The organism is Limnobacter sp., assembly GCF_046297615.1.
In the GTDB taxonomy this organism is placed as follows: Bacteria; Pseudomonadota; Gammaproteobacteria; order Burkholderiales; family Burkholderiaceae_B; genus Limnobacter.
The window spans coordinates 200,487-223,257 of the sequence record NZ_JBKBHM010000002.1 but is presented as its reverse complement, the minus strand read 5'-3'; the positions used below and the strand labels follow the sequence as shown (position 1 = coordinate 223,257).

Annotated in this window: 21 protein-coding genes and 1 tRNA gene; 21 read left to right on the top strand and 1 reads right to left on the bottom strand. The window is 57.6% G+C overall.

From position 1 onward, the window contains the following. Nucleotides 1-88: 88 nt before the first annotated feature. From ACK4FF_RS04965 to ACK4FF_RS04865, 21 genes are all read left to right on the top strand, one after another. Complete coding sequence (locus ACK4FF_RS04965) at nucleotides 89-1,111, top strand: NAD(P)/FAD-dependent oxidoreductase (protein ID WP_409705336.1); 1,023 nt, start codon at nucleotides 89-91, stop codon at nucleotides 1,109-1,111. A 42-nt stretch (nucleotides 1,112-1,153) separates the two neighbouring features. Further along, nucleotides 1,154-2,260 carry a chorismate synthase gene (gene aroC, locus ACK4FF_RS04960; protein WP_409705333.1) on the top strand — a complete coding sequence of 369 codons (1,107 nt, stop codon included), beginning with the start codon at nucleotides 1,154-1,156 and terminating at the stop codon, nucleotides 2,258-2,260. An 18-nt stretch (nucleotides 2,261-2,278) separates the two neighbouring features. Further along, nucleotides 2,279-3,478 (top strand): MFS transporter, encoded by a 1,200-nt coding sequence (locus ACK4FF_RS04955; protein ID WP_409705330.1) that lies wholly within the window; start codon nucleotides 2,279-2,281, stop codon nucleotides 3,476-3,478. A gap of 80 nt (nucleotides 3,479-3,558) precedes the next feature. Beyond that, a complete protein-coding gene (locus ACK4FF_RS04950) occupies nucleotides 3,559-4,410 on the top strand; it encodes a M48 family metallopeptidase (RefSeq protein WP_409705327.1) in 852 nt (283 codons plus the stop codon). Between the two features lie 148 nt (nucleotides 4,411-4,558). Further along, on the top strand, nucleotides 4,559-5,959 hold the full coding sequence (leuC, locus tag ACK4FF_RS04945; protein WP_409705324.1) for a 3-isopropylmalate dehydratase large subunit: 1,401 nt from the start codon (nucleotides 4,559-4,561) through the stop codon (nucleotides 5,957-5,959). A gap of 23 nt (nucleotides 5,960-5,982) precedes the next feature. Then, entirely contained in the window at nucleotides 5,983-6,117 is a 135-nt protein-coding gene (locus ACK4FF_RS04940) for an entericidin A/B family lipoprotein (RefSeq protein WP_409705321.1), read from the top strand. A gap of 70 nt (nucleotides 6,118-6,187) precedes the next feature. After that, a complete protein-coding gene (gene leuD / locus ACK4FF_RS04935) occupies nucleotides 6,188-6,829 on the top strand; it encodes a 3-isopropylmalate dehydratase small subunit (RefSeq protein WP_409705318.1) in 642 nt (213 codons plus the stop codon). 63 nt (nucleotides 6,830-6,892) lie between these two features. After that, a complete protein-coding gene (gene leuB / locus ACK4FF_RS04930; protein ID WP_409706569.1) occupies nucleotides 6,893-7,978 on the top strand; it encodes a 3-isopropylmalate dehydrogenase in 1,086 nt (361 codons plus the stop codon). Nucleotides 7,979-8,047: 69 nt separating this feature from the next. Beyond that, nucleotides 8,048-9,166, top strand: coding sequence for an aspartate-semialdehyde dehydrogenase (asd, locus tag ACK4FF_RS04925; RefSeq protein ID WP_409706566.1), 1,119 nt, complete (start codon nucleotides 8,048-8,050; stop codon nucleotides 9,164-9,166). A gap of 166 nt (nucleotides 9,167-9,332) precedes the next feature. Further along, nucleotides 9,333-11,402 carry a FimV/HubP family polar landmark protein gene (locus ACK4FF_RS04920; RefSeq protein ID WP_409705315.1) on the top strand — a complete coding sequence of 690 codons (2,070 nt, stop codon included), beginning with the start codon at nucleotides 9,333-9,335 and terminating at the stop codon, nucleotides 11,400-11,402. Beyond that, nucleotides 11,395-12,204 (top strand): tRNA pseudouridine(38-40) synthase TruA, encoded by an 810-nt coding sequence (truA, locus tag ACK4FF_RS04915; RefSeq protein WP_409705312.1) that lies wholly within the window; start codon nucleotides 11,395-11,397, stop codon nucleotides 12,202-12,204. The genes ACK4FF_RS04920 and truA overlap by 8 nt, the downstream gene beginning before the upstream one ends. Further along, on the top strand, nucleotides 12,201-12,842 hold the full coding sequence (locus ACK4FF_RS04910) for a phosphoribosylanthranilate isomerase (RefSeq protein WP_409705309.1): 642 nt from the start codon (nucleotides 12,201-12,203) through the stop codon (nucleotides 12,840-12,842). The genes truA and ACK4FF_RS04910 overlap by 4 nt, the downstream gene beginning before the upstream one ends. Nucleotides 12,843-12,859: 17 nt before the next feature. Further along, nucleotides 12,860-14,140 (top strand): tryptophan synthase subunit beta, encoded by a 1,281-nt coding sequence (gene trpB, locus ACK4FF_RS04905; RefSeq protein WP_409705306.1) that lies wholly within the window; start codon nucleotides 12,860-12,862, stop codon nucleotides 14,138-14,140. Between the two features lie 8 nt (nucleotides 14,141-14,148). After that, the gene (gene trpA, locus ACK4FF_RS04900; protein WP_409705303.1) at nucleotides 14,149-14,961 is read left to right on the top strand and encodes a tryptophan synthase subunit alpha; all 813 of its coding nucleotides are present in this window, start codon (nucleotides 14,149-14,151) and stop codon (nucleotides 14,959-14,961) included. Between the two features lie 96 nt (nucleotides 14,962-15,057). Further along, nucleotides 15,058-15,918 (top strand): acetyl-CoA carboxylase, carboxyltransferase subunit beta, encoded by an 861-nt coding sequence (accD, locus tag ACK4FF_RS04895; RefSeq protein WP_409705300.1) that lies wholly within the window; start codon nucleotides 15,058-15,060, stop codon nucleotides 15,916-15,918. After that, on the top strand, nucleotides 15,915-17,312 hold the full coding sequence (gene folC / locus ACK4FF_RS04890) for a bifunctional tetrahydrofolate synthase/dihydrofolate synthase (RefSeq protein ID WP_409705297.1): 1,398 nt from the start codon (nucleotides 15,915-15,917) through the stop codon (nucleotides 17,310-17,312). Before accD ends, folC begins: the two co-directional genes overlap by 4 nt. A gap of 20 nt (nucleotides 17,313-17,332) precedes the next feature. Beyond that, a complete protein-coding gene (locus ACK4FF_RS04885; RefSeq protein ID WP_409705294.1) occupies nucleotides 17,333-18,160 on the top strand; it encodes an SPOR domain-containing protein in 828 nt (275 codons plus the stop codon). Further along, entirely contained in the window at nucleotides 18,157-18,669 is a 513-nt protein-coding gene (locus ACK4FF_RS04880) for a CvpA family protein (RefSeq protein ID WP_409705291.1), read from the top strand. The genes ACK4FF_RS04885 and ACK4FF_RS04880 overlap by 4 nt, the downstream gene beginning before the upstream one ends. 9 nt (nucleotides 18,670-18,678) lie before the next feature. Then, on the top strand, nucleotides 18,679-20,193 hold the full coding sequence (purF, locus tag ACK4FF_RS04875) for an amidophosphoribosyltransferase (protein WP_409705288.1): 1,515 nt from the start codon (nucleotides 18,679-18,681) through the stop codon (nucleotides 20,191-20,193). Nucleotides 20,194-20,350: 157 nt separating this feature from the next. After that, nucleotides 20,351-21,607 carry an aspartate kinase gene (locus ACK4FF_RS04870; RefSeq protein WP_409705285.1) on the top strand — a complete coding sequence of 419 codons (1,257 nt, stop codon included), beginning with the start codon at nucleotides 20,351-20,353 and terminating at the stop codon, nucleotides 21,605-21,607. Nucleotides 21,608-21,686: 79 nt separating this feature from the next. Then, nucleotides 21,687-21,777: transfer RNA gene (locus tag ACK4FF_RS04865), tRNA-Ser, on the top strand. 79 nt (nucleotides 21,778-21,856) lie between these two features. On the opposite strand, the gene ACK4FF_RS04860 is transcribed toward ACK4FF_RS04865, so the two are convergent. Continuing rightward, nucleotides 21,857-22,768, bottom strand: coding sequence for an alpha/beta fold hydrolase (locus tag ACK4FF_RS04860; RefSeq protein ID WP_409705282.1), 912 nt, complete (start codon nucleotides 22,766-22,768; stop codon nucleotides 21,857-21,859). Nucleotides 22,769-22,771 lie beyond the last annotated feature (3 nt).

Genomic DNA, 22,771 nt, shown 5'->3' with positions numbered 1-22,771 from the left:
GGCCCGCGCTTTTTGCGCTGGCCTGGGTATTACCTGCCAGTTCTTGTGAATTCGGCAGCGGGGATCGCAGTTTCAGGAGGGTCCAGACATGGCCAAAAAGGTTGCAGTGGTAGGCGCCGGCATGGCAGGTCTCGCGTGTGCACGCGTGTTGCACGAAGCCGGGCACGATGTTCAGGTGTTTGAAAAGAGCAGGGGCCCCGGGGGGCGAATGTCCACCCGTTGGTTGGACATGACCTCCAGCCCCCCTGTGGGGTTTGATCATGGTGCCCAGTACTTTCAGGCCAATCACCCCGAGTTTCAGAAAATCCTGATGGCAGCCGCTGCTGCTGGTGCTGTCGCGCAGTGGGATGGGGAAGTTGTGGATTTGGGCTACGCCCGGCACACGCCTCACGCCCAGGGTGCGAAGCGTTGGGTGGGTACACCAGGGATGTCCAGCCTGGGCCGTTATTTGGCAGAGGGCTTGACGGTGCGCACCCAACTGCGCGTGGCCGGCATTGCCAGCAACTCGGAAGGGTACCAACTGACCTTACACGCCACGGATGGCACGGTGAAGGTTGAATCGGGTTATGACGCGGTCCTCAGTGCGATTCCCGCCGAGCAAAGCAAAGAGTTGTGGCAAGGCGTTTGCCCTGAACTGGTTGATCGTGCCGCCTCGGTGCAGTCCACGGTGACGTGGAGTGTGATGGTCGAGCTGGCAGAGCCCCTGAAGGTGCCCTATGACGGTGCTTTTGTGGTGGACAGCCCGCTGGGCTGGCTTGCGCGCGATTGCTCCAAACCCGGACGTGCGGCAGGTGAGCGCTGGGTGCTTCAGGCCACGGCGCCGTGGTCGGCCTCGCACAAAGACGCGGCTGCCTCAGAGGTGCTGGACCAACTGCTGGATGTTTTCCAAAGTGCAGTGGGTGTGCATCTGCCTGAACACAAGGCCACAGCGCATCGCTGGTTGTATTCATTGCCGCTGAACCCGACAGGCGAGGTGTGTTATCTCGATGAGCAGCGAATGTTGGGGGCCTGTGGTGACTGGATGTCTGAAGCGCGTGTCGAAGATGCATTCCTCAGCGGTCATGCCCTTGGCGGGCGGCTGCTTCTGGCTTGGAATGAAGCCTTGGTTTGAATATTCCGATAAAATGGCGTTTTACGTTTAAACGCCATCATCATGTCCGGAAGCAGCCTGGGTCACCTCTTTGTCGTCAGCAATTTTGGGGAAAGCCATGGGCCAGCCATCGGATGTGTGGTTGATGGGTGCCCCCCGGGCTTGCCACTCAGCGAGGCAGACATCCAGTTCGATCTGGACCGCCGCAAGCCCGGCACGTCCCGCCATGTGACGCAGCGCCAAGAAGAGGACCGTGTTGAGATTCTCTCCGGCGTGTTTGAGGGCGTGACCACCGGTGCGCCCATTGGCTTGCTGATTCGCAATCAGGACCAACGCAGCAAAGACTACGGCAACATCTCTGAAACCTTCCGCCCCGGGCATGCTGACTACACCTACTGGCATAAGTACGGCATTCGGGATTATCGCGGTGGTGGCCGATCCTCAGCCCGCATGACCGCACCCATGGTGGCTGCTGGTGCAGTGGCCAAAAAATGGCTTAAAACCCACCTGGGCATTCAAATTCGTGGGTGCATGACCCAGATCGGTGACGTAGAAATTCCATTTGCAAGCTGGGATGATGTGCCCGGCAACCCATTCTTTGCACCCAATGCCGGAAAAGTCAGCGAGTTGGAGGCTTACATGGACGCCCTGCGCAAGTCGGGTGACTCCTGTGGGGCGGCGCTGCGTGTGCAGGCCACCGGGGTGCCAGTCGGGCTGGGCGCACCGCTTTACAACAAGCTGGACGCTGACATCGCCTATGCCATGATGGGCATCAATGCGGTGAAGGGCGTGGAGATTGGTGCAGGTTTTGGATGTGTCACTCAGAAGGGTTCCGAACACGGTGACGAACTCACCCTCGAGGGGTTTGAATCCAACCACGCAGGTGGCGTTTTGGGAGGCATTTCCACCGGGCAGGACATTGAAGTGCGCATCGCGATCAAACCCACTTCCAGTATCCGTTTGCCACGCCGCTCCATTGACAAGGCCGGGCAGGCAGTTGAGGTTGAAACCTTTGGCCGTCATGACCCGTGTGTAGGTATCCGCGCCACGCCAATCGCTGAAGCCATGCTGGCCTTGGTTTTGATGGACCATGTTTTGCTGCACCGGGCGCAGTGTGGGGATGTACAGGTGGACACCCCCCGCATTCCCGCTGGCAAACCCTCGATCTGACCGAGCCAATTTCTTCCCATGCAGGCCCGTTGGCTGGCGTTGTTTTACGCCGCGTATTTTGGTTTTGTCGGGCTGTATTCCCCATTTCTTGGGCCTTACCTCACAACCCTTGGCCATAGCTTGGACGTGGTGGCCTTGGCCTTGGGCATGATGCAGTTGATGCGGATTGTCGGGCCTTTTGCGTGGGGGTGGTTATCCGACCGGACCGCCAACCGCATCCGCTGGATTCAGGTGGCCTCGCTGGGCGGGGCCTGCGTGGCTGTGGCGGTATTCACCTTTGAGCGCTCTGCCTTTGCCCTGGTGATGCTGGTTCTGCTGATGAACCTGTTCATCTCCGGTTTGGTGCCCATGTCCGATGCGCATTGCATGGAAATGTGCAAGAACGACCCTGGGCGTTACGGGCGGATCCGCCTGTTCGGTTCTGTCGGCTTTGTCATTGCTGTGTTGGTGTTCGGTGCCATGGCCAGCAAATTCGGCTATGCCAGTTACCCGGTGTGGGCCTGTGCCTGCCTGTTTTTGGCCTATTGGGCCTCCAGACAATTTCAGCCTGCTGGCCTGCCGCCCTCAACATCCAGCTCAATTCGCCACGGCTTGGAAGCCGCCCCGGGTTGGCGGGTGGCGGCGCGTGAATTGTTGTGGTCGCGAGGGCTGGCGCGCCTGTGGCTGGCTTCTTATTTCATGGTGCTGGCGCACGGTGTGTTCTATGGCTACTTTTCGCTTTATTTGATTGAGCATGGTTATGCAGAAGCCTCAATCGGGCTGCTTTGGGCGTTTGGGGTGGTCTGTGAGGTGCTGTTTTTCTGGTTTCAATCCGCATTTTTTCACCGTTTGTCCCTGAAGCAATGGATGTGTTGGGGCTATGGCGTCTGTGCGGTTCGGTTTGCAGTCACGGCGCTGTTCCCCCAGTATTGGCCCATCATGGCCTTGGCCCAAAGCGCCCACGCCATCACCTTCGCAGCCCACCACACTGCAACCATCGCCTGGTTGAAAGCGGCGCTGCCTTTTCCCTTGCAGGTGCGTGGGCAGGCCATGTACGCGACCATTGCGTATGGCTTGGGTGGTACCTCGGGCACTTTGCTGGGGCGCTGGGCTTGGGGGGCGTTTGGCCCATCCAGCGCATTTGGGTTGGCCGCATTGGCTGGCCTGCTGGCTTTGTGGCTGGGTGTGCATCTTCGAGAGAATGTGATGCCGGCGTCTGCTCACCCAAGTGCTGCATAGGCTTGGTACACTGCGCACATTGTCAACACAGGCCAATGGCCCTGCGTTGAGCGGTTAGTCTTTCAAAGGGTTGTTCAAACATGAATACTTGGTCCACCGTGGTTCGCTCCTCCAAGTTCAAAGCTGTGCTGGTTTCTGCGGGGTGTTCGCTGGCTTTGCTGTCAGCCTGTTTAACCACACAAACCACCTCGGGTGGGGCTGTGGGGGTGGACCGTCAGCAGTTTGTGGGCATGGTGTCTTCAGAAGACATGGTGGCAAGTTCGGCCAAAGCGTACAGCCAGGAGTTGGCCAAGGCCCAGCAGGCTGGCAAGCTCAACAACGATCCACAGTTGGTGGCCAGGGTTCGTAACATCGCCAAGCGGCTTATTCCGCAAACTGCGGTGTTTCGGCCCGACGCGCCAAGCTGGAAGTGGGAAGTCAATGTCATCACTTCGGACCAAGTGAATGCATGGTGTATGGCTGGCGGTAAGATTGCGTTTTACACGGGCCTGATTACCAAGTTGAACCTCACTGACGATGAAATTGCCGCGGTGATGGGGCATGAAATTGCCCATGCGTTGCGTGAGCACGCCCGTGAACGGGTGTCCCAGCAAATGGCGACTAGTTTGGGGGTCAACTTGATTTCAGCCGGATTGGGCTTGGGCACCATTGGACGGGACCTCACCGGCATGGTGGCCAATGTGACAATTTCCCTGCCTTATGGCCGAAAGCACGAGACGGAATCAGACCGTATCGGTGTTGAACTGGCTGCCCGTGCAGGCTATGACCCACGCGCAGCGATTACCCTTTGGGAGAAGATGGCTTCCAAAGCAGGTGGCTCGGCCCCCGAGCTACTTTCAACTCACCCGGCACCCGAGACTCGAATGCGGGATCTTGAGGACTATTCAGCCCGCGTGGCACCCCTGTACCAACAAGCACGGCGGGCCGGGTAAGTGGCTGTCCACCGTCCCGGCTTATCAAGGCCCACGGCCTTTGTTTGAGGGTTGCCCCTTGCCCGTAGGGGCTGCCGGGGGCGACTGCCCTGTGGCATAATTGAAGGCTATCGACAACAACCGTTGGCCAACGCGAAGGGCCACTGCCATGGCAAAGACCTTATACGACAAACTGTGGGAAAGCCACGTCGTCCGCACTGAGGCGGACGGAACCTGTCTGATCTACATCGACCGTCAATTGCTGCACGAAGTGACCAGCCCTCAAGCCTTTGAAGGCCTTGAGCTGGCGGGCCGTCCGCTGTGGCGCAACAGTGCCAACCTGGCCGTTGTGGACCACAATGTGCCCACGACCGACCGCTCCAAAGGCATTGAAGACAGCACTTCGCGCTTGCAGGTTGAAACGCTGGACAAAAACGCCCGCGCCCACAAGTTGGCTTATTTCGACATCAAAGACCGCCGCCAAGGCATTGTTCATGTGATTGGCCCTGAGCAGGGGGCGACTTTGCCGGGCATGACCATTGTGTGTGGCGACAGCCACACCTCCACGCACGGAGCGCTGGGCGCCTTGGCCTTCGGGATCGGCACTTCTGAGGTGGAGCATGTGATGGCCACCCAGACCCTGATCATGAAAAAAGCCAAAAACATGCTCATCCGTGTTGAAGGCACACTTGGGGCAGGCGTTTCGGCCAAAGACATCATTCTTGCGGTGATCGGCAAAATTGGCACCGCTGGTGGGACTGGTTATGCCATGGAGTTTGCTGGCTCAGCCATTCGAGGCCTGTCCGTCGAAGGCCGCATGACTTTGTGCAACATGGCCATTGAAGGCGGCGCCCGTTCCGGCATGGTCGCGGTGGATGACAAAACCATCGAGTATGTCAAAGGCCGCCCCTTCAGCCCGGTGGGTGAACACTGGGAGAAGGCTGTGGCTTACTGGCGCACCCTTCACAGCGATGAAGGCGCCCATTTCGACGCAGTGGTCGAGCTGAACGCCGCTGACATTCACCCCCAAGTGACTTGGGGTACTTCGCCGGAGATGGTGACCGATGTGAATGGTGCTGTGCCTGACCCTGCCCAAGAAGCAGACCCAGTTCGCCGCCAAAGCTACCAGCGCGCTCTGCAATACATGGGCTTGGCCCCAAAGCAGAAGATTCAGGACATCGCGATTGATAAGGTCTTCATTGGCTCTTGCACCAATTCCCGCATTGAAGACTTGCGGGAAGCCGCGTCAGTCATCAAAGGCCGCAAGAAGGCTGCCAATGTCAAATTGGCGCTGGTGGTGCCTGGTTCAGGCTTGGTGAAAGCACAAGCTGAACAGGAAGGCCTGGACAAGGTGTTTGTTGAGGCCGGCTTTGAATGGCGCGAGCCCGGGTGCTCCATGTGCCTGGCCATGAATGCTGACCGTCTGGGTTCTGGCGAACGCTGTGCCTCTACCAGCAACCGCAACTTTGAAGGGCGCCAAGGTGCGGGTGGCCGTACTCATTTGGTAAGCCCAGCCATGGCCGCAGCCGCTGCCATCGCGGGTCATTTCACCGACTCACGTTCCTTTTAACCGTTTTTTTGAGGGAGACCACCATGAAGAAAGCAACTGTACTGATGATTGTTCTGGGAAGTTGGGTTCTGGCTGCATGCAACACCTTCGAAGGTGTTGGCAAAGACATCCAGAAGGGCGGTGAGGCCATTGAACGGGCTGCTGACCGTAGCAAGTAACTCTTGATTTGGGCATGATGGCCCGCTGTGCCTTGTTGGGGCAGTGGGCCAGCCTTGTAATGGGAAAACCATGGATAAATTTGTCACCCACACCGGTATCGCCGTGGCCATGAACCGGGCCAATGTGGACACCGACGCCATTATTCCGAAACAGTTTCTGAAATCCATCAAACGCACGGGCTTTGGTGAGTACCTGTTTGACGGTTGGCGTTATCTGGATGAAGGGCAACCCGGCATGGATTGCAGCCAGCGCCCACTGAATCCTGAATTTGAACTGAATCAACCAGCCTTTCAGGGCGGCACCATTTTGTTGGCCGGGCCCAATTTCGGCTGTGGTTCTTCCCGTGAGCATGCCCCCTGGGCTTTGCAACAGTATGGTTTCAAGGCCATTGTGTCTTCAAGCTATGCAGATATTTTCTTCAATAATTGCTTCAAGAATGGGCTGTTACCCATTGTTTTGAAAGAAGAAGAAATGCAGAAGCTTTTTGACGCTGTGGCTGCACAACCCGGAATCAAGGCCACTGTGAACCTGGAGCAGCAGACTGTCAGTTTGGGTAGTTTGAGTTTTGGTTTTCAGGTCGACCCATTCCGCCGCCATTGCTTGATGAATGGTTTGGATGATATTGGCCTGACCCTCGAACACAGCGAGTTGATCAAAACCTACGAGGCCAAGCGTTTGGCTGAGCAGCCTTGGCTGGCCAATACTATTTAAAGCCGTTTGTAGAAAAATCACTTAAGTCTTTGAATAAAGACAATCAATGAGTTAACCATGACTTTGAAAATTGCCGTAATGCCTGGCGATGGCATTGGCCCTGAAATTACCGCACAGGCCGTCAAGGTGCTGGAAGCCCTGAAAACCGATGGCTTGAATGTGGAATTCGAGCATGCATTGATCGGCGGTGCTGCCTACCGCGCCACGGGCATTCCCTTGCCTGAGTCCACTGTGGCATTGGCCAAAGCTTCCGACGCGGTATTGTTCGGCGCTGTGGGTGATTTTTCTCTGGACACTTTGCCTCGCCACTTGCGGCCTGAACAGGCCATTTTGGGCATTCGCAAGGCATTGAACCTCTTTGCCAATTTCAGGCCCGCCATGGTTTACCCAGAGTTGGCCGACGCTTCCACGCTGCGCCCCGAAGTGGTGGCTGGTTTGGACATCCTGATCGTGCGTGAATTGACTGGCGACATCTACTTCGGAACGCCACGTGGCCACCGAATTGCGGAAGATGGCCCTTTCAAAGGTGAGCGGGAAGCGTTTGACACCATGCGTTACGCTGAGACCGAGATTTGCCGTATTGCCCATGTGGCTTTTCAGGCTGCTCGCAAGCGTCAAGGCAAACTGTGTTCTGTGGACAAGGCCAACGTGTTGGAAACCACCCAGTTCTGGCGTGACGTAGTGACTGAAGTGGCCAAAGAGTACCCGGACGTTGAGTTGAGCCACATGTACGTGGACAACTGTGCCATGCAACTGCTCAAAAATCCCAAGCAGTTTGACGTCATCGTGACCGGTAACCTGTTTGGTGACATTTTGTCGGATGAGGCATCCATGCTGACAGGCTCCATTGGAATGCTGCCTTCAGCGTCGCTGAATGAGTCAAATTTTGGGCTGTACGAGCCCATTCACGGCTCAGCGCCCGACATCGCCGGCAAAGACCTGGCCAACCCCATGGCCACTGTGTTGTCTGCAGCCATGATGCTGCGCTACACCTTTGGGCTGGAAGAATATGCCGCCCGCATTGAACAGGCGGTGCAAACCGTGTTGGCGACAGGGCCGCGCACTGGCGACATTTGGCGCGACGGGAAAGAGCGAACGGGCACCAGCGGAATGGGTGACGCCATTGTCGCGGCCTTGGCCCGTCAGTGAGGTGCAAGCCCCCCAAGCCATAGTGGGGGCCAGTAGGGACAGAACACAGACTATTCGGAGTTTTTTATGTTGAAAGTAGGTTTGGTTGGCTGGCGCGGCATGGTGGGTTCGGTCCTCATGCAACGCATGCAGGAAGAGGGCGATTTTGCCCATTTTGAACCCGTGTTCTTTTCCACGTCCAATGCGGGCGGCAAAGCGCCAGCGTTCGCGTCAGGTGCAGGGCCCCTGCAAGACGCCAGCAACATCGACGCCTTGCGTCAGATGGATGTGGTGTTGACCTGCCAGGGCGGCGACTACACCAATGATGTGTTTCCCAAGCTGCGCCAAGCCGGCTGGAATGGTTACTGGATTGACGCGGCGTCCAGCCTGCGTATGCAGGACGATGCCATCATCATCCTCGACCCGGTGAACATGAACGTGATCAAGGACGGTCTGACCAAGGGCGTGAAAAATTACGTCGGTGGTAACTGCACGGTGTCTTTGATGCTGATGGCACTGGGTGGTTTGTTCCAGAACAACCTGGTTGACTGGCTTACCTCCATGACTTATCAGGCTGCGTCTGGTGCGGGTGCCCAGAACATGCGCGAACTCATCTCCCAGATGGGCAGCATTCATGGCAAGGTTCAAGGTCTGTTGGCTGACCCAGCGTCAGCCATTCTGGAAATCGACCGTCAAGTGGCGGCTCACATCAATTCGCCCGAGTATCCAACTGACCACTTCGGTGTTCCGCTGGGTGGCAGCTTGATTCCTTGGATCGACAAGGACTTGGGCAATGGCCAGTCCAAAGAAGAGTGGAAAGGCGCTGCTGAAACCAACAAGATTTTGGGCAAAGTGGCAGGCCAACCCGGTTCCATTCCCGTCGATGGCCTGTGCGTGCGCATTGGTGCGATGCGTTGCCACTCCCAAGCCTTGACCATCAAGCTCAAGAAAGACGTGCCATTGGACGAAATCAACGACATGCTGGCCAAAGCCAACGACTGGGTTCAGGTTGTGCCCAATCAGCGTGACGCGTCCATGCGCGACCTGACACCCGCAGCAGTCACTGGCCGCATGCACGTGCCCGTGGGGCGTTTGCGCAAAATGTCTATGGGTGGCGAATACCTGAGCGCGTTCACAGTGGGCGATCAATTGCTGTGGGGGGCGGCTGAGCCCCTGCGTCGGATGCTGCGTATTCTGATTGAGCGCTGAGGCTTTTGAAGCCATTTGAAGGGCTGAAATGACCTTTCAGGGGTTCGCGGTGGGTGATTCCACGCGGACCCCTTTGCTTTTGAAGTACGATAAGCCAATGGCGCTGTGTTGCGGCTTTGTGTCGCGGCGGTGCGAACTTGAACCTTTTCACACACGGAGCATGCGGGTGAGGCAACACACAGTGACGACTTGGTCAGTTTTGTTCGGTACTGGCTTGCTGGTGGCAGGCCATGCGCACGCGGCTCAATTGGGTAAGCTCAATGTCCTGTCCAATTCCGCTGAGCCGTTTCAGGCTCAAATTCAGATTGAGGCCATACGCCCCGAGGAACGCAAGGGTTTGACAGCCAAGTTGGCCTCACCGGAGGCATTCAAAGCCGCTCGCCTAGAGCTCAACCCACTGTTGTCCAACCTCAAGTTTGAAGTTCAGGATGCAGGACAAGCCGACAAAGCGCTGTTGAAGATTTCCTCAGACAAGCCCTTGCCCGCTGGCTTTCTGGATGCGTTGATTGAATTGAGTTGGGCCGGTGGCCGTGTCGCCCGCGAATACACGATTCAAGTGGCTGAAGGCAAAATCAAAGTACCCGAGATACGCCCCGACCAGTCTTTGCCCACCTTGAGTGCCAACAAGGCCGCTGCTTCATCCGCTGCACCTAACGAGAAATCCGCCGACAAGCCCTCACCAGCCAAGCCGCAAACAAGCACCGAGCTTGCGGGGACTCGCCGCGTGCAACGTGGCGAAACCCTGTCGGGTATTGCTTCCGAGTTGGCGGGCAAAGGCGTCACGCTGAACCAGGCCATGGCGGCCCTGTACGAAGCCAACCCGGATGCCTTCATCAAAGGCAGCGTGCATTTGCTGCGTGAAGGTGTCCAGTTGCGCATTCCCAGCCGCTCGGTGATGAGGTCCAAATCCGCTCAAGAAGCCTTGATTGTTTTGGCTGATCACGATGACCGGAATGTATATGCCGCCTCTGCACGCCGCGCAGGCCTTTCTACGGTAGGCAAACAAACTGCGGGGCAAACCGCACAGGGGCAGGTGGAAGCACCCCCGGTGAAGGGCGGCGAAGCAACATCAGCCCAAGACCGCCTGAAAATTGCCCCTGGCGGGGTATCGGCCCGCAACGATGCCATGGCCGAAGAGTTGACGGCCAAAAACAAGGCGCTGAATGAAGCCAATGAGCGCATTGCGCTTCTGGAAAAGAATGTATCCGACTTGCAAAAGTTGCTGGAAATGCAAAAGGATGTTGCGCCCGCAGCCACTGAGTCCGCGGCGACTGAAAAAACCTCTGCCGAGTCAACTGCTGCCACTTCCGCTGAAGGGGCGCCCAAAGTCGAAGTGCCTGTTGTCACGGCAGAACCCCCGAAAGCCGAGCCTCCCGCCGTTGAAGAACCCAAAAAACCAGAGCCCGTCGACCAAAGCGCGCTGACGTGGCTTCTGGGCGGGGCAGGGGCCTTGGTTGTGGCTGTGTTGGCAGGTTTGATATGGCGCTCACGCCGCAAGGCAACCCCCGAAGCCTTGGCGGTGACTGATTTCGAATCGGTTCAGCCCGATGACGAGGTGGATGTCGCTGCATTGAAGGCGCGTGCGCAAGAGGCCAGTACCGTAGAGGCGGTATCCAATGATGAATTGGACCTTGATGAGCTGCTGAATCAGCAAGACCCGCAGCCTTCAGCGCCGCCCGTGCCCGAGTTCCGCATTCCCGATGAGCCAGCGCAACCCTTCGAGCCTGAGCCTGAGCCCGGGACGCCCCCGATGACCGCTGAGCCGGCCCCAGCCGCTCCCGAACCCCAGGTTGAAGTTCGCACAACACCAGTTGATCTGGAGTTCCCGGAAGACAGTCTGGAGACATCGCCTGCGCAAGGTACTTCGATTTTGGACGACCTGGACTCGCTGGAGTCCGGGGCGCGCTCAGCCCAGGTCGAGTTGGAGGCGCTGAGGCAAACCCAACCGCCCACAACAGAGCCTGAGCCAGAGTTGGAGCCTGAGACACCCGCGTCAACTCAGCAAAGCGCCGCCGATGCGTTTGACCAAGCCATGGCCGACCTCGACCTGGACCTGCCCGGCACCGAAACTGACCCGGCCGTTTGGCAAGAAGTGGCCACCAAGTTGGACTTGGCGGGTGCGTATGTCGAGATTGGCGACGCCGACGGTGCCCGTGAATTGTTGCAAGAGATTGTTCAGAAAGGCGATGCTGAGCAAGTGAAGAAAGCCCAGGCCCTGCTGGCAACCCTTGGATAATGGCAGTGCGATGAACCGTGTGGTGTTGGGCCTGCGCTATGACGGCCAAGCCTATGAAGGATGGCAAACCCAGCCACATGGCCGCACGGTTCAGGACAAACTGGCCAAGGCAATCGGCAGCATTGCGGGCCATCCGCCCCAGTTGCATTGCGCTGGCCGCACAGACACTGGCGTGCACGCTCGCCAGCAGGTCGTCCATTTCGACACGCCCTCGGTTCGGCCGGCCTCAGCGTGGGTGAAAGGGGTCAATAATTTTTTGCCCAATGACATTGTGGTCACCGGGGTGACGTGTGTCGAAGACGACTTCCACGCCCGGTTTTCAGCCGTGTCGCGCACGTATCGGTATCACTTTTACACCTCGCCGGTGTTGGACCCCTTCAAGCCCTTCATGACTTGGGTGCATTACCCACTGAACCTGCCTGCCATGCAGGAGGCAGGGCAGGCATTGGTGGGTCAGCATGACTTCACCGCCTTCAGGGCATCGCAATGTCAGGCCAAAAGCCCGGTCAAAACGCTGTACAGCCTTCAATGGTTGCTTGAAAATGACCATGTCGCCGTACAGATTCACGGCAACGCCTTCCTTCACCACATGGTGCGCAACATCATGGGCGCCTTGTTTGAAGTGGGGCTGGGGCGCAAGCCCGTGGACTGGGTGGCAGGCCTGCTGGCGGGCAGGGACCGCAGCCAAGGCGCAAAAACAGCCCCTGCGCAGGGGTTGACCCTGTGGGAGGTCGAATACCCCGAGCACTATGGCATCGCCAGGCTGTTCAATCCCACCCATTTTCTGGAAAGCCGTTCATGAGAACTCGTATCAAGCTGTGTGGGATGCGCACCGAGGAGGCCGTGCTGGCCTGCGTTCAGGCTGGGGCCGATGCAGTGGGCTTTGTGCACTTTGAGCCGTCGCCACGGCATGTTGATTTGGCCACCGCTGCCACTCTGGCCAACCGCCTGAGTGCCTTTCAGACGCCGGTGGTTTTGTTTGTGAACCCAGAGCCAGACACGGTTGCCGAGGCGGCCCGCCGAATCCCCAACGTACTGTTTCAGTTCCATGGCGATGAGCCCCCCGAGTTTTGCAGGCAATTTGGCCGGCCATACATCAAGGCTGTTCGTATGAAGCCCGGCGTTGACTTGAAAGTGATTGCCCGCAGCTTCCTCGATGCGCAAGCCCTGTTGGTGGACTCATGGTCTGAGGGTTATGGCGGCAGCGGCCACAGTTTTGACTGGTCTTTGCTGCCCCAGCCAAGTGAACTTGGACAGGCTTTGGTATTATCCGGAGGGTTGGATGAATCCAATGTCGGGCAGGCTATTGAGCGCCTCAAGCCCTACGGCGTGGATGTGTCCAGTGGCATAGAATCCTCCAAGGGTGTTAAGGACACCGGGAAGATTCTGCGGTTCTGCAGGGCTGTCCAGGCGGCCGACTGCCACCTGCACAACGATTGAGTTACACCGAGCATCACATGAACAAACCCTACGATTTTCCAGATGCCACAGGCCACTTTGGCCCGTATGGCGGCACCTTCGTGTCTGAAACACTGGTCCATGCACTGGAAGAGCTGAAAACAACCTATGCGCATTATCAGAACGACCCCGAGTTTTTGGCGGAGTTCGAGAATGAGCTGAAATACTTCGTTGGCCGTCCAAGCCCCGTTTACCACGCCAAGCGCTGGTCAGAGTTGGTGGGTGGTGCGCAAATCTACTTCAAGCGGGAAGACCTGAACCACACGGGTGCCCACAAGGTGAATAACTGCATTGGCCAAGCGCTGCTGGCCAAACGCATGGGCAAGCCTCGCGTGATCGCCGAAACCGGTGCCGGTCAACACGGCGTGGCCACGGCCACTGTGGCTGCGCGGTACGGCATGAAATGTGTAGTGTACATGGGTCAGGAAGACGTGGCGCGTCAAGCGCAAAACGTGTTCCGGATGAAGTTGCTGGGTGCCGAAGTGGTGCCCGTTACTTCCGGTTCAAAAACCCTGAAAGACGCGCTCAATGAAGCCATGCGCGACTGGGTCACCAACGTGGAAGACACCTTCTACATCATCGGTACCGTGGCTGGGCCGCACCCTTATCCAATGCTGGTCCGCGACTTTCAAAGCGTGATTGGCAAGGAGTGTTTGGTTCAAATGCCGCAGATGGCCGGTCGGCAACCCGACTACGTCGTGGCCTGTGTGGGTGGTGGCTCCAACGCCATGGGTATTTTCCACCCTTACATCGGCGTGGATGGCGTCAAACTGGTGGGTGTTGAGGCGGCTGGCGAGGGCATAGACACAGGCCGACACGCAGCGTCCCTGTCTGCAGGCACACCGGGCGTGTTGCACGGCAACCGCACCTATTTGCTGCAAAGTGACGACGGGCAAATCATTGAAACCCATTCCGTGTCCGCCGGTTTGGACTACCCGGGTGTAGGCCCTGAACACGCCTGGCTGAAAGATTCAGGCCGCGCTGAGTACGTGGGCATCACTGACGATGAGGCATTGCAGGCTTTCCACAACTGCTGCCGCATTGAGGGCATTATTCCAGCGCTGGAAAGCAGCCACGCCTTGGCGTACGCAGCGAAACTGGCTGCGCAATTGCCCAAGGACAAAATTATTCTGGTCAACCTGTCGGGCCGTGGTGACAAAGACATGCACACCGTGGCACGCATGAGTGGTGCAGAGTTTTACTGTCACCCCGACTGCAAGACCGGGCATTCCAACTCCTGCAACGCCCCGGCCAATGCCGGGTGTGCAGCCAAGAACTGAATCTGATCATGTCGCGTATTCACGCTGTATTTCAGGCCTTGAACGCTCAAGGCCGCAAAGGGCTGGTTCCATTCGTCACTGCGGGTGACCCTTCGCCTGAGTTGACGGTTGATGTGTTGCATGCCTTGGCCAATGCGGGTGCCGATGTCATTGAACTCGGCGTTCCGTTTTCGGACCCGATGGCAGATGGCCCCGTGATCCAGCGGTCCAGCGAGCGCGCCTTGGCCAAAGGGGTCAGCACCCTCAAAATTCTGGATTATGTCCGGGAGTTTCGTCGCAACAACGACCACACGCCCATCGTTTTGATGGGCTACGCGAACCCCATCGAACGCATGGGGCAGGCCCGCTTTGTACAGGCTTGTAAAGAAGCCGGGGTTGATGGCGTGCTGGTGGTGGATTATCCACCCGAGGAATCGATTGAATTCGCCGGTTTTCTGCGTCAAGCCCAGCTCGATCCAATTTTTCTGCTGGCACCCACCTCGTCTGACGAGCGCATTGAAAAAGTCGCCAAGGCGGCCAGCGGTTATGTGTATTACGTGTCTCTGAAGGGTGTGACTGGGGCTCAACACTTGAATACTCAGGAGGTGGGTTCCAAGCTGCCGACCATCCGCAAACACACCAATGTGCCGGTGGGTGTTGGCTTTGGCATTCGCGACGCTGAATCCGCGTGCCGTGTGGCCGAGTCTGCCGATGCGGTCGTGATCGGATCGGCCTTGATTCAATGCCTGGAAGCTGGCCAACCCGAGCAAGCGCCAGAATTGGCCGCTGGTTTTTTGGCACCAATCCGCAAAGCGCTGGACGAGCGGTACAATCGCGCCTGACAACACAACCATGTCGATGGGTTCAGCAGGGCCCGTCGCATCACTTACTCAGAATGAACCGTGGCAGAAGCTGTCGGGTTCGCAAGGACAACAGTCATGAGCTGGTTAGACAAAATCATTCCACCGCGCATTGCGACCAAAGCGGACAATCGCCCCAAGAAAACCGTGCCCGAAGGCGTTTGGGCCAAATGCGATGCCTGCGACGCGGTGATCTACCACACCGACTTGCAAAGCAACCAGATGGTTTGCCCATCCTGCAGCCACCACATGCGCATTGGGGCCCGTGAGCGGCTGGACATGCTGCTGGACGAGGGCGAGCGTTATGAAATTGGCCAGGAAGTGGTGCCCATGGATTCCTTGCGTTTCAAGGATTCCAAACCTTACCCGACGCGCCTGAAAGACGCCCATGAGGCCACGGGTGAAACCGACGCCATGGTGGTTCAGATGGGCTACATGAACGGCGTCAAAGTGGTCATTGCCTGCTTTGAATTTGAATTCATGGGTGGGTCCATGGGTGCGGTTGTCGGCGAGCGTTTCTCGCGCGGTGTGCAGGCTGCACTGGACAACAAGGTGCCCTTCATCAGTATTTCCGCCTCCGGCGGGGCGCGCATGCAAGAGGGCTTGGGCTCTTTGATGCAGATGGCGAAAACATCAGCCATGCTGGCCAAGCTGTCACAGGCCCGTTTGCCTTACCTCTCCGTGTTGACCGATCCAACCATGGGTGGCGTGTCGGCCAGCTTCGCATTCCTCGGGGATGTGGTCATTGCTGAACCCAAAGCCCTGATTGGCTTTGCCGGCCCCCGGGTGATTGAACAGACTGTGCGCCAGACTTTGCCTGAAGGCTTCCAGCGGGCCGAATTCCTGATTGAAAAAGGCGCAGTGGACTGCATCGTTGACCGCCGCGACATGAAAAACAAACTGACAGCCTTGTTGAAACTGCTGTTGAGGACCCAGTGAACGCAGTACGCCCATCGCCACAGGCCAGTCTGGCCGAATGGCTGAATTACCTCGAACAGATTCACGAAAAGCCCATCGACATGGGTTTGGAGCGACTGCAACTGGTGCGCCAGCGCATGGGGCTGAACCTGACTGCATTGGTGTTCACTATTGCTGGCACCAACGGCAAAGGGTCCACCTGCGCCATGCTGGAAAGCATTCTTGTGCAAGCCGGCTACCAGGTGGGCATGTACACCTCGCCCCATCTGTTGCGCTTCACCGAACGTGCACGCATCAACGGCGAGGAAGTCAGCGAAAGCGACATGGTTCAAGCCTTCATGGCTGTGGAGAAGGCACGCTGCCCGGCCGATTTTGGCCTGCCTGGCGACCCTGTGTCGTTGACTTATTTCGAATTGTCCACCTTGGCCATTGTGTGGTTGTTTGCCCAAAAGCCGTTGGATGCGGTGGTGCTCGAGGTGGGGATGGGTGGTCGTCTGGATGCGGTGAACGCCTTTGACACCGACTGCGCCATTTGCACCAGTGTGGATTTGGACCACATGGCCTTCCTTGGGCCAGACCGTGAATCGATTGGTCGCGAAAAAGCCGGCATTTTCCGGGCTGGCAAGCCCGCGATTGTGGGTGACCCCAAGCCGCCACAGAGTGTTTTGGACACCGCACAAGCAGTGGGGGCCGACCTGTGGCTGTTTGGCAGGGACTACAACTACAGCGGCGACAAGCAGCAGTGGGCCTATGGTGGCCGAGCCATGCGGCGTGGGGCTTTGGCCTACCCAGCATTGCGTGGGGCCAATCAGTTGCTCAATGCAGCGGCCGTTTTGGCTGCGCTGGAAGCTGTTCGGGACCGATTGCCGGTGCCTGCACAGTCGATACGCCAGGGTTTCCTGCTGGTGGAGTGGCCGGGGCGCTTTCAGGTGTTGCCCGGCCAGCCCGCTGTGGTACTCGACGTGGGGCACAACCCGCATGCGGCTGCCCACCTGCGCGAAAGCTTGGACAACATGGGTTTCTTCCCTTACACCCATTGCATTTTGGGCATGTTGGCCGACAAAGACGCCGCCGATGTGGTTCGGGCGCTTAAAGACCGGGTTGATCATTGGCACTTGGTGACTCTCGAGGGCGAGCGTGGCCGCACAGCCGACAACTTGAAAGCCGCCCTGGCGGACGCCGGGGTTGATTACCCGAGTTTCGATTGGGCTGCGAATGCTGCTGCGTTGGCCAAAGGCGGTATTGCCAAACAGACACCTGAGAAAACAGTCCAAACATACGACAACGTGGCGCAAGCCTACACTGCGCTGATTTCCGCAGTGCCGCAGAATGATAGAATTGTGGTCTTCGGTTCTTTCCTCACTGTGGCGCAGGCCATGCAAGCGAGGCAAAACAGCCGTAAACGTCCGGTCTGATTTACTTCATCGAGGTGCAGGTGGCTTCATCCCCCCGTTCGTCTGCCAGGAACAAAGTCAACAATGACCCAGGCGATGAATTGAAACGCCGAGCACGGCGCCGTCTGGTTGGTGCCATCGCGCTGTTTCTCGCCGCAGTCATTGTGGTGCCTGCGCTGGTTGAAACCGAGGCTCCACAAACGCCGTCTAAAATTCAGTTGGTGGTACCGGAGAGGCCCTCCGTGGACATTCCTGCCGTGAAGGAATCCGCCAAGCCGCAGCCGGAAGCAAAGCCCGAGCCCAAGTCGGATGCCAAGCCTGTCGCTGCGCCTGCCGACCCTGAGCCGGTCGTGCTGCCTCCGATTGCGCCACCGGAAGTGCCCAAAGCCAGCATTGCCAAGGAACCCACACCTGCGGCCAAGCCAGCCAACAAACAGGACACCAAACCGGATACCAAACCGGATACCAAACCGGATACCAAACCAGACACCAAGCCTGCGCCCAAAGCAGAGGCCAAAGCGGAGCCTAAACCAGAGCCCAAGCCTGTGCCTAAAGCTGAGGTTGCCAAACCTGCGCAGGAAAAAACCGGTGCCGACCCGATTGCTGACTTTGCCAAGGCCGCGCTAAGCGATGCCGGGAAAAATGACCAGTTCTGGGTGCAAGTGGCTGCAGTTGGAGACCAAACACGCGCTGAAACCTTGAAGAAGGAATTGGCCACTAAGGGCTTCACTGCGCGCATTGAATCAGCCAGTGGGCCAAACGGCACCGTCTATCGTGTGCGTGTGGGTCCGTTCAAGGGCCAAGAGAAGGCCAACGCGTCCAAAGAGCAATTGGGTTCAGCCGGATACAGCGGGCGGGTTGTGCAGTGACCGAGTTACTCGATAGCCTGACCCTGTTTGACTACATCGTACTGGCCGTTGTACTGCTGTCTGTGGTGCTTGGCCTGATGCGGGGCATGGTCAAGGAAGTGCTGTCCTTGTCCAACTGGGTGATCGCCTTCTGGGTTGCGAATCGGTTTGGCGCGCAGTTGAGTGTGCACATGGACTGGGCTGATGGCTTGAGCGAACCGATGCGCGCTTTGCTGGGCTGCGCAGCGGCTTTCGTAGCCTCCATGGTGGTTGGCGCAGTGCTAATTGCCTTGATCGGTCGAATTGTGTCTGCGGCCGGGCTGGGGTTCGCCGACCGTGGTTTGGGGGCTGTGTTTGGAGCAGTCCGAGGTTTCTTTATTGTGATGGTGCTGCTGACCGGCGCAGGGTTTACCAACCTGCCCAAGCAGCCGTTTTGGCGGGAAGCCCGTTTGGCTCCACACGCAGAGGATGCAATGCGGGCAGTCAAGCCGCATCTGCCTGAAGCGGTGGCCAAGTGGGTGCGCTACTAGGAGCGTTCAATGTGCGGGATAGTCGGGGTAGCCGGTTTCTCTCCAGTCAACCAACTGCTGTATGACAGCCTGTTGCTGCTGCAACACCGCGGTCAGGATGCAGCAGGCATCGCCACTGCCCATGGCAGCGCGTTTTCCATGTTCAAAGGCAACGGGCTGGTGCGCGACGTGTTTCGCACCCGTAACATGCGTTCTTTGCCCGGCAACATGGGCATTGGTCACGTCCGTTACCCCACCGCAGGTTCTGCTGCCAGCAGCGAAGAGGCTCAGCCTTTCTACGTGAACGCACCGTATGGTTTGGTGCTGGCCCACAACGGCAACTTGACCAACAGCGAGCGACTCAAGGCAGAGTTGTTCAAGAATGACCGTCGACACATCAACACCAGTTCAGACTCTGAAGTGCTGCTGAACGTGCTGGCCCATGAGCTTCAAAGCAGTGCTTCTGGCTACAACCTCGACCCGGTGACCATATTCCGGGCAGTAGCGGGCATGCATGAGCGCGTGCGGGGTGCCTACGCCTGTGTGGCGTTGATCGCCGGTTACGGCTTGCTCGCATTCCGTGACCCCTATGGTATTCGCCCACTGGTGCTGGGCAAATGTGAATCCGAGAAGGGCACAGAGTATATGCTGGCCTCGGAATCCGTTGCGCTGGCCGGGATGGGGTTTGAGTTCGTGCGTGACATTGAACCGGGTGAAGCCGTGTTCATTGATGTTGAAGGCAACCTGAGTGCGCAGCAGTGTGCACAGAAATCCTCTCTGAACCCCTGTATTTTTGAGTACGTGTACCTGGCACGCCCCGATTCAGTCATCGATGGGGTGTCGGTGTACGAGGCACGGGTCAAGATGGGCGAGTACCTCGCTGACCAAATCATCGAGTCCATGAGCGCATCGGACATTGATGTGGTCATGCCTATCCCCGATTCCAGTCGCCCAGCCGCGCTGGAACTCGCCAAACGCCTGGGCGTGCCGTACCGCGAGGGTTTTGTGAAGAACCGCTACATTGGCCGCACCTTCATCATGCCGGGGCAAGCTGTTCGCCGCAAAAGTGTTCGCCAAAAGCTGAACGCCATTCCCGTTGAGTTCAAGGACAAAACCGTGTTGCTGGTTGACGATTCGATTGTGCGTGGTACCACCAGCCGCGAAATTGTACAGATGGCCCGCGAAAGCGGCGCGCGCAAGGTGATTTTCGCCTCGGCTGCGCCCCCGGTACGTTTCCCGAACGTGTATGGCATTGACATGCCAACCCGCGACGAACTGATTGCCTCAAACCGCAGTGATGAGGAAATTTGCCGTGAGATTGGCGCAGATGCCTTGTTCTACCAAGACATCAACGACATGAAGCGCGCGGTGCAAACCTTGAATGACAATATCAAGGCCTTTGATTCCAGCTGCTTTGATGGCCACTACATCACCTGCGACATCACGGCTGAATATCTCGATCACCTTGAGTACGCACGCAAGCACCCAGAGGCTCAGGAATCCAGTGGTCTGCAAATGAACCTGGGCTACTCTGCCAACCAGTGATTGGGTTCAACCAAGGATTGATGGAACTTTTTTGCACCGCTGACGCGTTTTTCAAAAGCGTGTCAGCTTCGTGTCAAAGCTTCAGGTAAAATACTCAACTTCTTGAATTCAAAGCGCGAAATGGTTCGCGCTTTTTATTTGTGCAGGATGCACGGACATGGCATTGATCGTACACAAGTACGGCGGCACCTCAATGGGGTCCACCGAGCGAATTAAAAATGTGGCCAAGCGCGTGGCCAAATGGCACAGGGCAGGGCACCAGATGATTGTGGTTCCGTCGGCCATGTCAGGCGAGACGAACCGTCTGATTGCGCTGGCCAAAGACATTCAGGCCGAACCCGACCCACGCGAGCTTGACATGCTCTGTTGCACGGGCGAGCAAGCCTCCGTGGCCTTGCTGGCCATGGCACTGAAGGCTGAAGGGCTGGACGCCATTAGTTTCTCCGGCTGGCAAGTGCCAATCAAGACGGACAGCGCATACACCAAGGCGCGTATTGAATCGATCGATGACACGCGGGTTCGCGCCGAGCTGGCCCAAGGCAAAGTGGTGGTCATCACCGGCTTTCAGGGCATTGACAGTGTGGGTAACCAAACCACTCTGGGCCGTGGCGGCTCGGACACCTCAGCAGTGGCGGTGGCAGCCGCTTTGAAGGCTGAGGAATGCCTGATCTACACCGACGTGGATGGGGTGTACACCACCGACCCACGTGTGGTGCCTGAAGCGCGCCGCATGAAAGTGGTGAGCTTTGAAGAGATGCTGGAAATGGCCTCTCTGGGTTCGAAGGTGTTGCAGATCCGCTCTGTGGAGTTCGCCGGTAAGTACCGAGTGCCCACCCGCGTGCTGTCCAGCCTGACAGACCCCAACATGTCGCTGGCTGAGGAAATGGCCTCCGGCACATTGATTACTTTTGAGGAAGACGAAGATATGGAACAAGCGGTCGTTTCCGGCATTGCCTTCAATCGTGACGAAGCCAAAATCACCATCCGTGGCGTGCCCGACAAGCCCGGCGTGGCCTATCAAATTCTGGGTCAAGTCGCCGATGCCAACATCGACGTGGACATGATCATCCAGAACCAGGGCGTTGACGGCACAACCGACTTCACCTTCACCGTTCATCGCAACGAGTTGAACAAAACCATGGATCTGTTGAAGAACAAGATTCAAGGGGCTGTGGGCGCTCGCGAAGTCAGTGGCGACAACAATGTGTGCAAAGTGTCCATCGTGGGCATTGGCATGCGCTCGCACGTGGGTGTGGCCAGCCTGATGTTCAAAACCCTATCGGAAGAGGGCATCAACATTCAGATGATTTCCACCTCTGAAATCAAGGTGTCTGTGCTGATCGAAGACAAGTACATGGAACTGGCTGTGCGTGCTTTGCACAAGGCTTTTGGCCTGGACAAAGAAGCGGCCTGAGGTGGTTTGTTCGAACACCGCCTGAATTGGTGTTCGCACTGGTAATTCGCTTCAAACCGTGTATAATCCACGCTCTTACGGAGACGTGGCCGAGTGGTCGAAGGCACTCCCCTGCTAAGGGAGCATACCCCAAAAGGGTATCGGAAGTTCGAATCTTCTCGTCTCCGCCAAAATGAAAAACCCCCGATTGCCAGTGGCATCGGGGGTTTTGTTTTTTACGCTTCGGTTGGCTTGTTCGCTGTTGAGTGCTTACTGGTAATGCGCGTGAACAATCTCAGCAAATGTGGGCGCCAAGGCTGCGGGAAGGTCATGGCCCAGGCCTTTGATGAGGTGCAGCCGGGCATCGGGAACCAGTTTGGCGATGCGCTCTGAGCAGGCCTTTTTCAGCAGCGGGTCATCCAAGCCATGAATGACGCAGGTCGGCACTTTGATCTGTCGTGTGTAGTGCTCAATTGATCCGGTGGCAATCACGCCATGGGTTTGCCTCAAGGCCCCGGCAGGGCGGTAGCTGCGGGCGTATGCGGCCCTGGCACGTTGCCGAATCTCATTGCGGTCAGGCGGATAACCGGGGCTGCCGATGGTGGTAAACAAGCGTTCAACATGCTCCACCACATCGTCTACTGCTTTGCTTTTCGGCCTTCTCAAGAACATGTTCAACATGACCTTGGGTGAGGGTGGGGGCAGATTCGGGTTGTTGGTGCTGGACATAAGCGTGACCAATTTGCCGATCAACTCAGGCCGCTTGGCCGCCATAATCTGTGCAATCATCCCGCCCATCGAAATGCCCAACAGGTGGGGGCGAGTCAATTGCAGGGCTTGAATCAAACCCAGCGCATCGTCGGCCAATACATCAAGGGTGTAATGGGTGGGGGTCTTCAAGCCCAAGCGTGTGCGCAGAATGGTGAGCGGTACATTCATCGGCAGGGTTTGGGGGTGTTCCTCGGTCAGGCCCATGTCGCGGTTGTCAAAGCGCAGCAGGCGGTAGCCCTTGTCCAGCAACGGCTGACAAAATGCATCGTTCCACATCGTCAACTGGCAGGCCAACCCGGCCACCAGCACGATGGTGGGCGCATTGTCGGGCCCGGCCATTTCCCAAGCCATATTCAAGCCTGTTGTGGTGGATCGGCTTGTGCCTTGTTGCCATTGAATTGGGGTGTTCATCGG

Coding starts and splice junctions, on each gene's coding strand:
- ACK4FF_RS04965 (WP_409705336.1), top strand. CDS start 89: ATGGCCAAAAAGGTTGCAGTGGTAGGCGCCGGCATGGCAGGTCTCGCG.
- aroC (WP_409705333.1), top strand. CDS start 1,154: ATGTCCGGAAGCAGCCTGGGTCACCTCTTTGTCGTCAGCAATTTTGGG.
- ACK4FF_RS04955 (WP_409705330.1), top strand. CDS start 2,279: ATGCAGGCCCGTTGGCTGGCGTTGTTTTACGCCGCGTATTTTGGTTTT.
- ACK4FF_RS04950 (WP_409705327.1), top strand. CDS start 3,559: ATGAATACTTGGTCCACCGTGGTTCGCTCCTCCAAGTTCAAAGCTGTG.
- leuC (WP_409705324.1), top strand. CDS start 4,559: ATGGCAAAGACCTTATACGACAAACTGTGGGAAAGCCACGTCGTCCGC.
- ACK4FF_RS04940 (WP_409705321.1), top strand. CDS start 5,983: ATGAAGAAAGCAACTGTACTGATGATTGTTCTGGGAAGTTGGGTTCTG.
- leuD (WP_409705318.1), top strand. CDS start 6,188: ATGGATAAATTTGTCACCCACACCGGTATCGCCGTGGCCATGAACCGG.
- ACK4FF_RS04910 (WP_409705309.1), top strand. CDS start 12,201: ATGAGAACTCGTATCAAGCTGTGTGGGATGCGCACCGAGGAGGCCGTG.
- trpB (WP_409705306.1), top strand. CDS start 12,860: ATGAACAAACCCTACGATTTTCCAGATGCCACAGGCCACTTTGGCCCG.
- trpA (WP_409705303.1), top strand. CDS start 14,149: ATGTCGCGTATTCACGCTGTATTTCAGGCCTTGAACGCTCAAGGCCGC.
- accD (WP_409705300.1), top strand. CDS start 15,058: ATGAGCTGGTTAGACAAAATCATTCCACCGCGCATTGCGACCAAAGCG.
- purF (WP_409705288.1), top strand. CDS start 18,679: ATGTGCGGGATAGTCGGGGTAGCCGGTTTCTCTCCAGTCAACCAACTG.
- ACK4FF_RS04870 (WP_409705285.1), top strand. CDS start 20,351: ATGGCATTGATCGTACACAAGTACGGCGGCACCTCAATGGGGTCCACC.
- ACK4FF_RS04860 (WP_409705282.1), bottom strand. CDS start 22,768: ATGAACACCCCAATTCAATGGCAACAAGGCACAAGCCGATCCACCACA.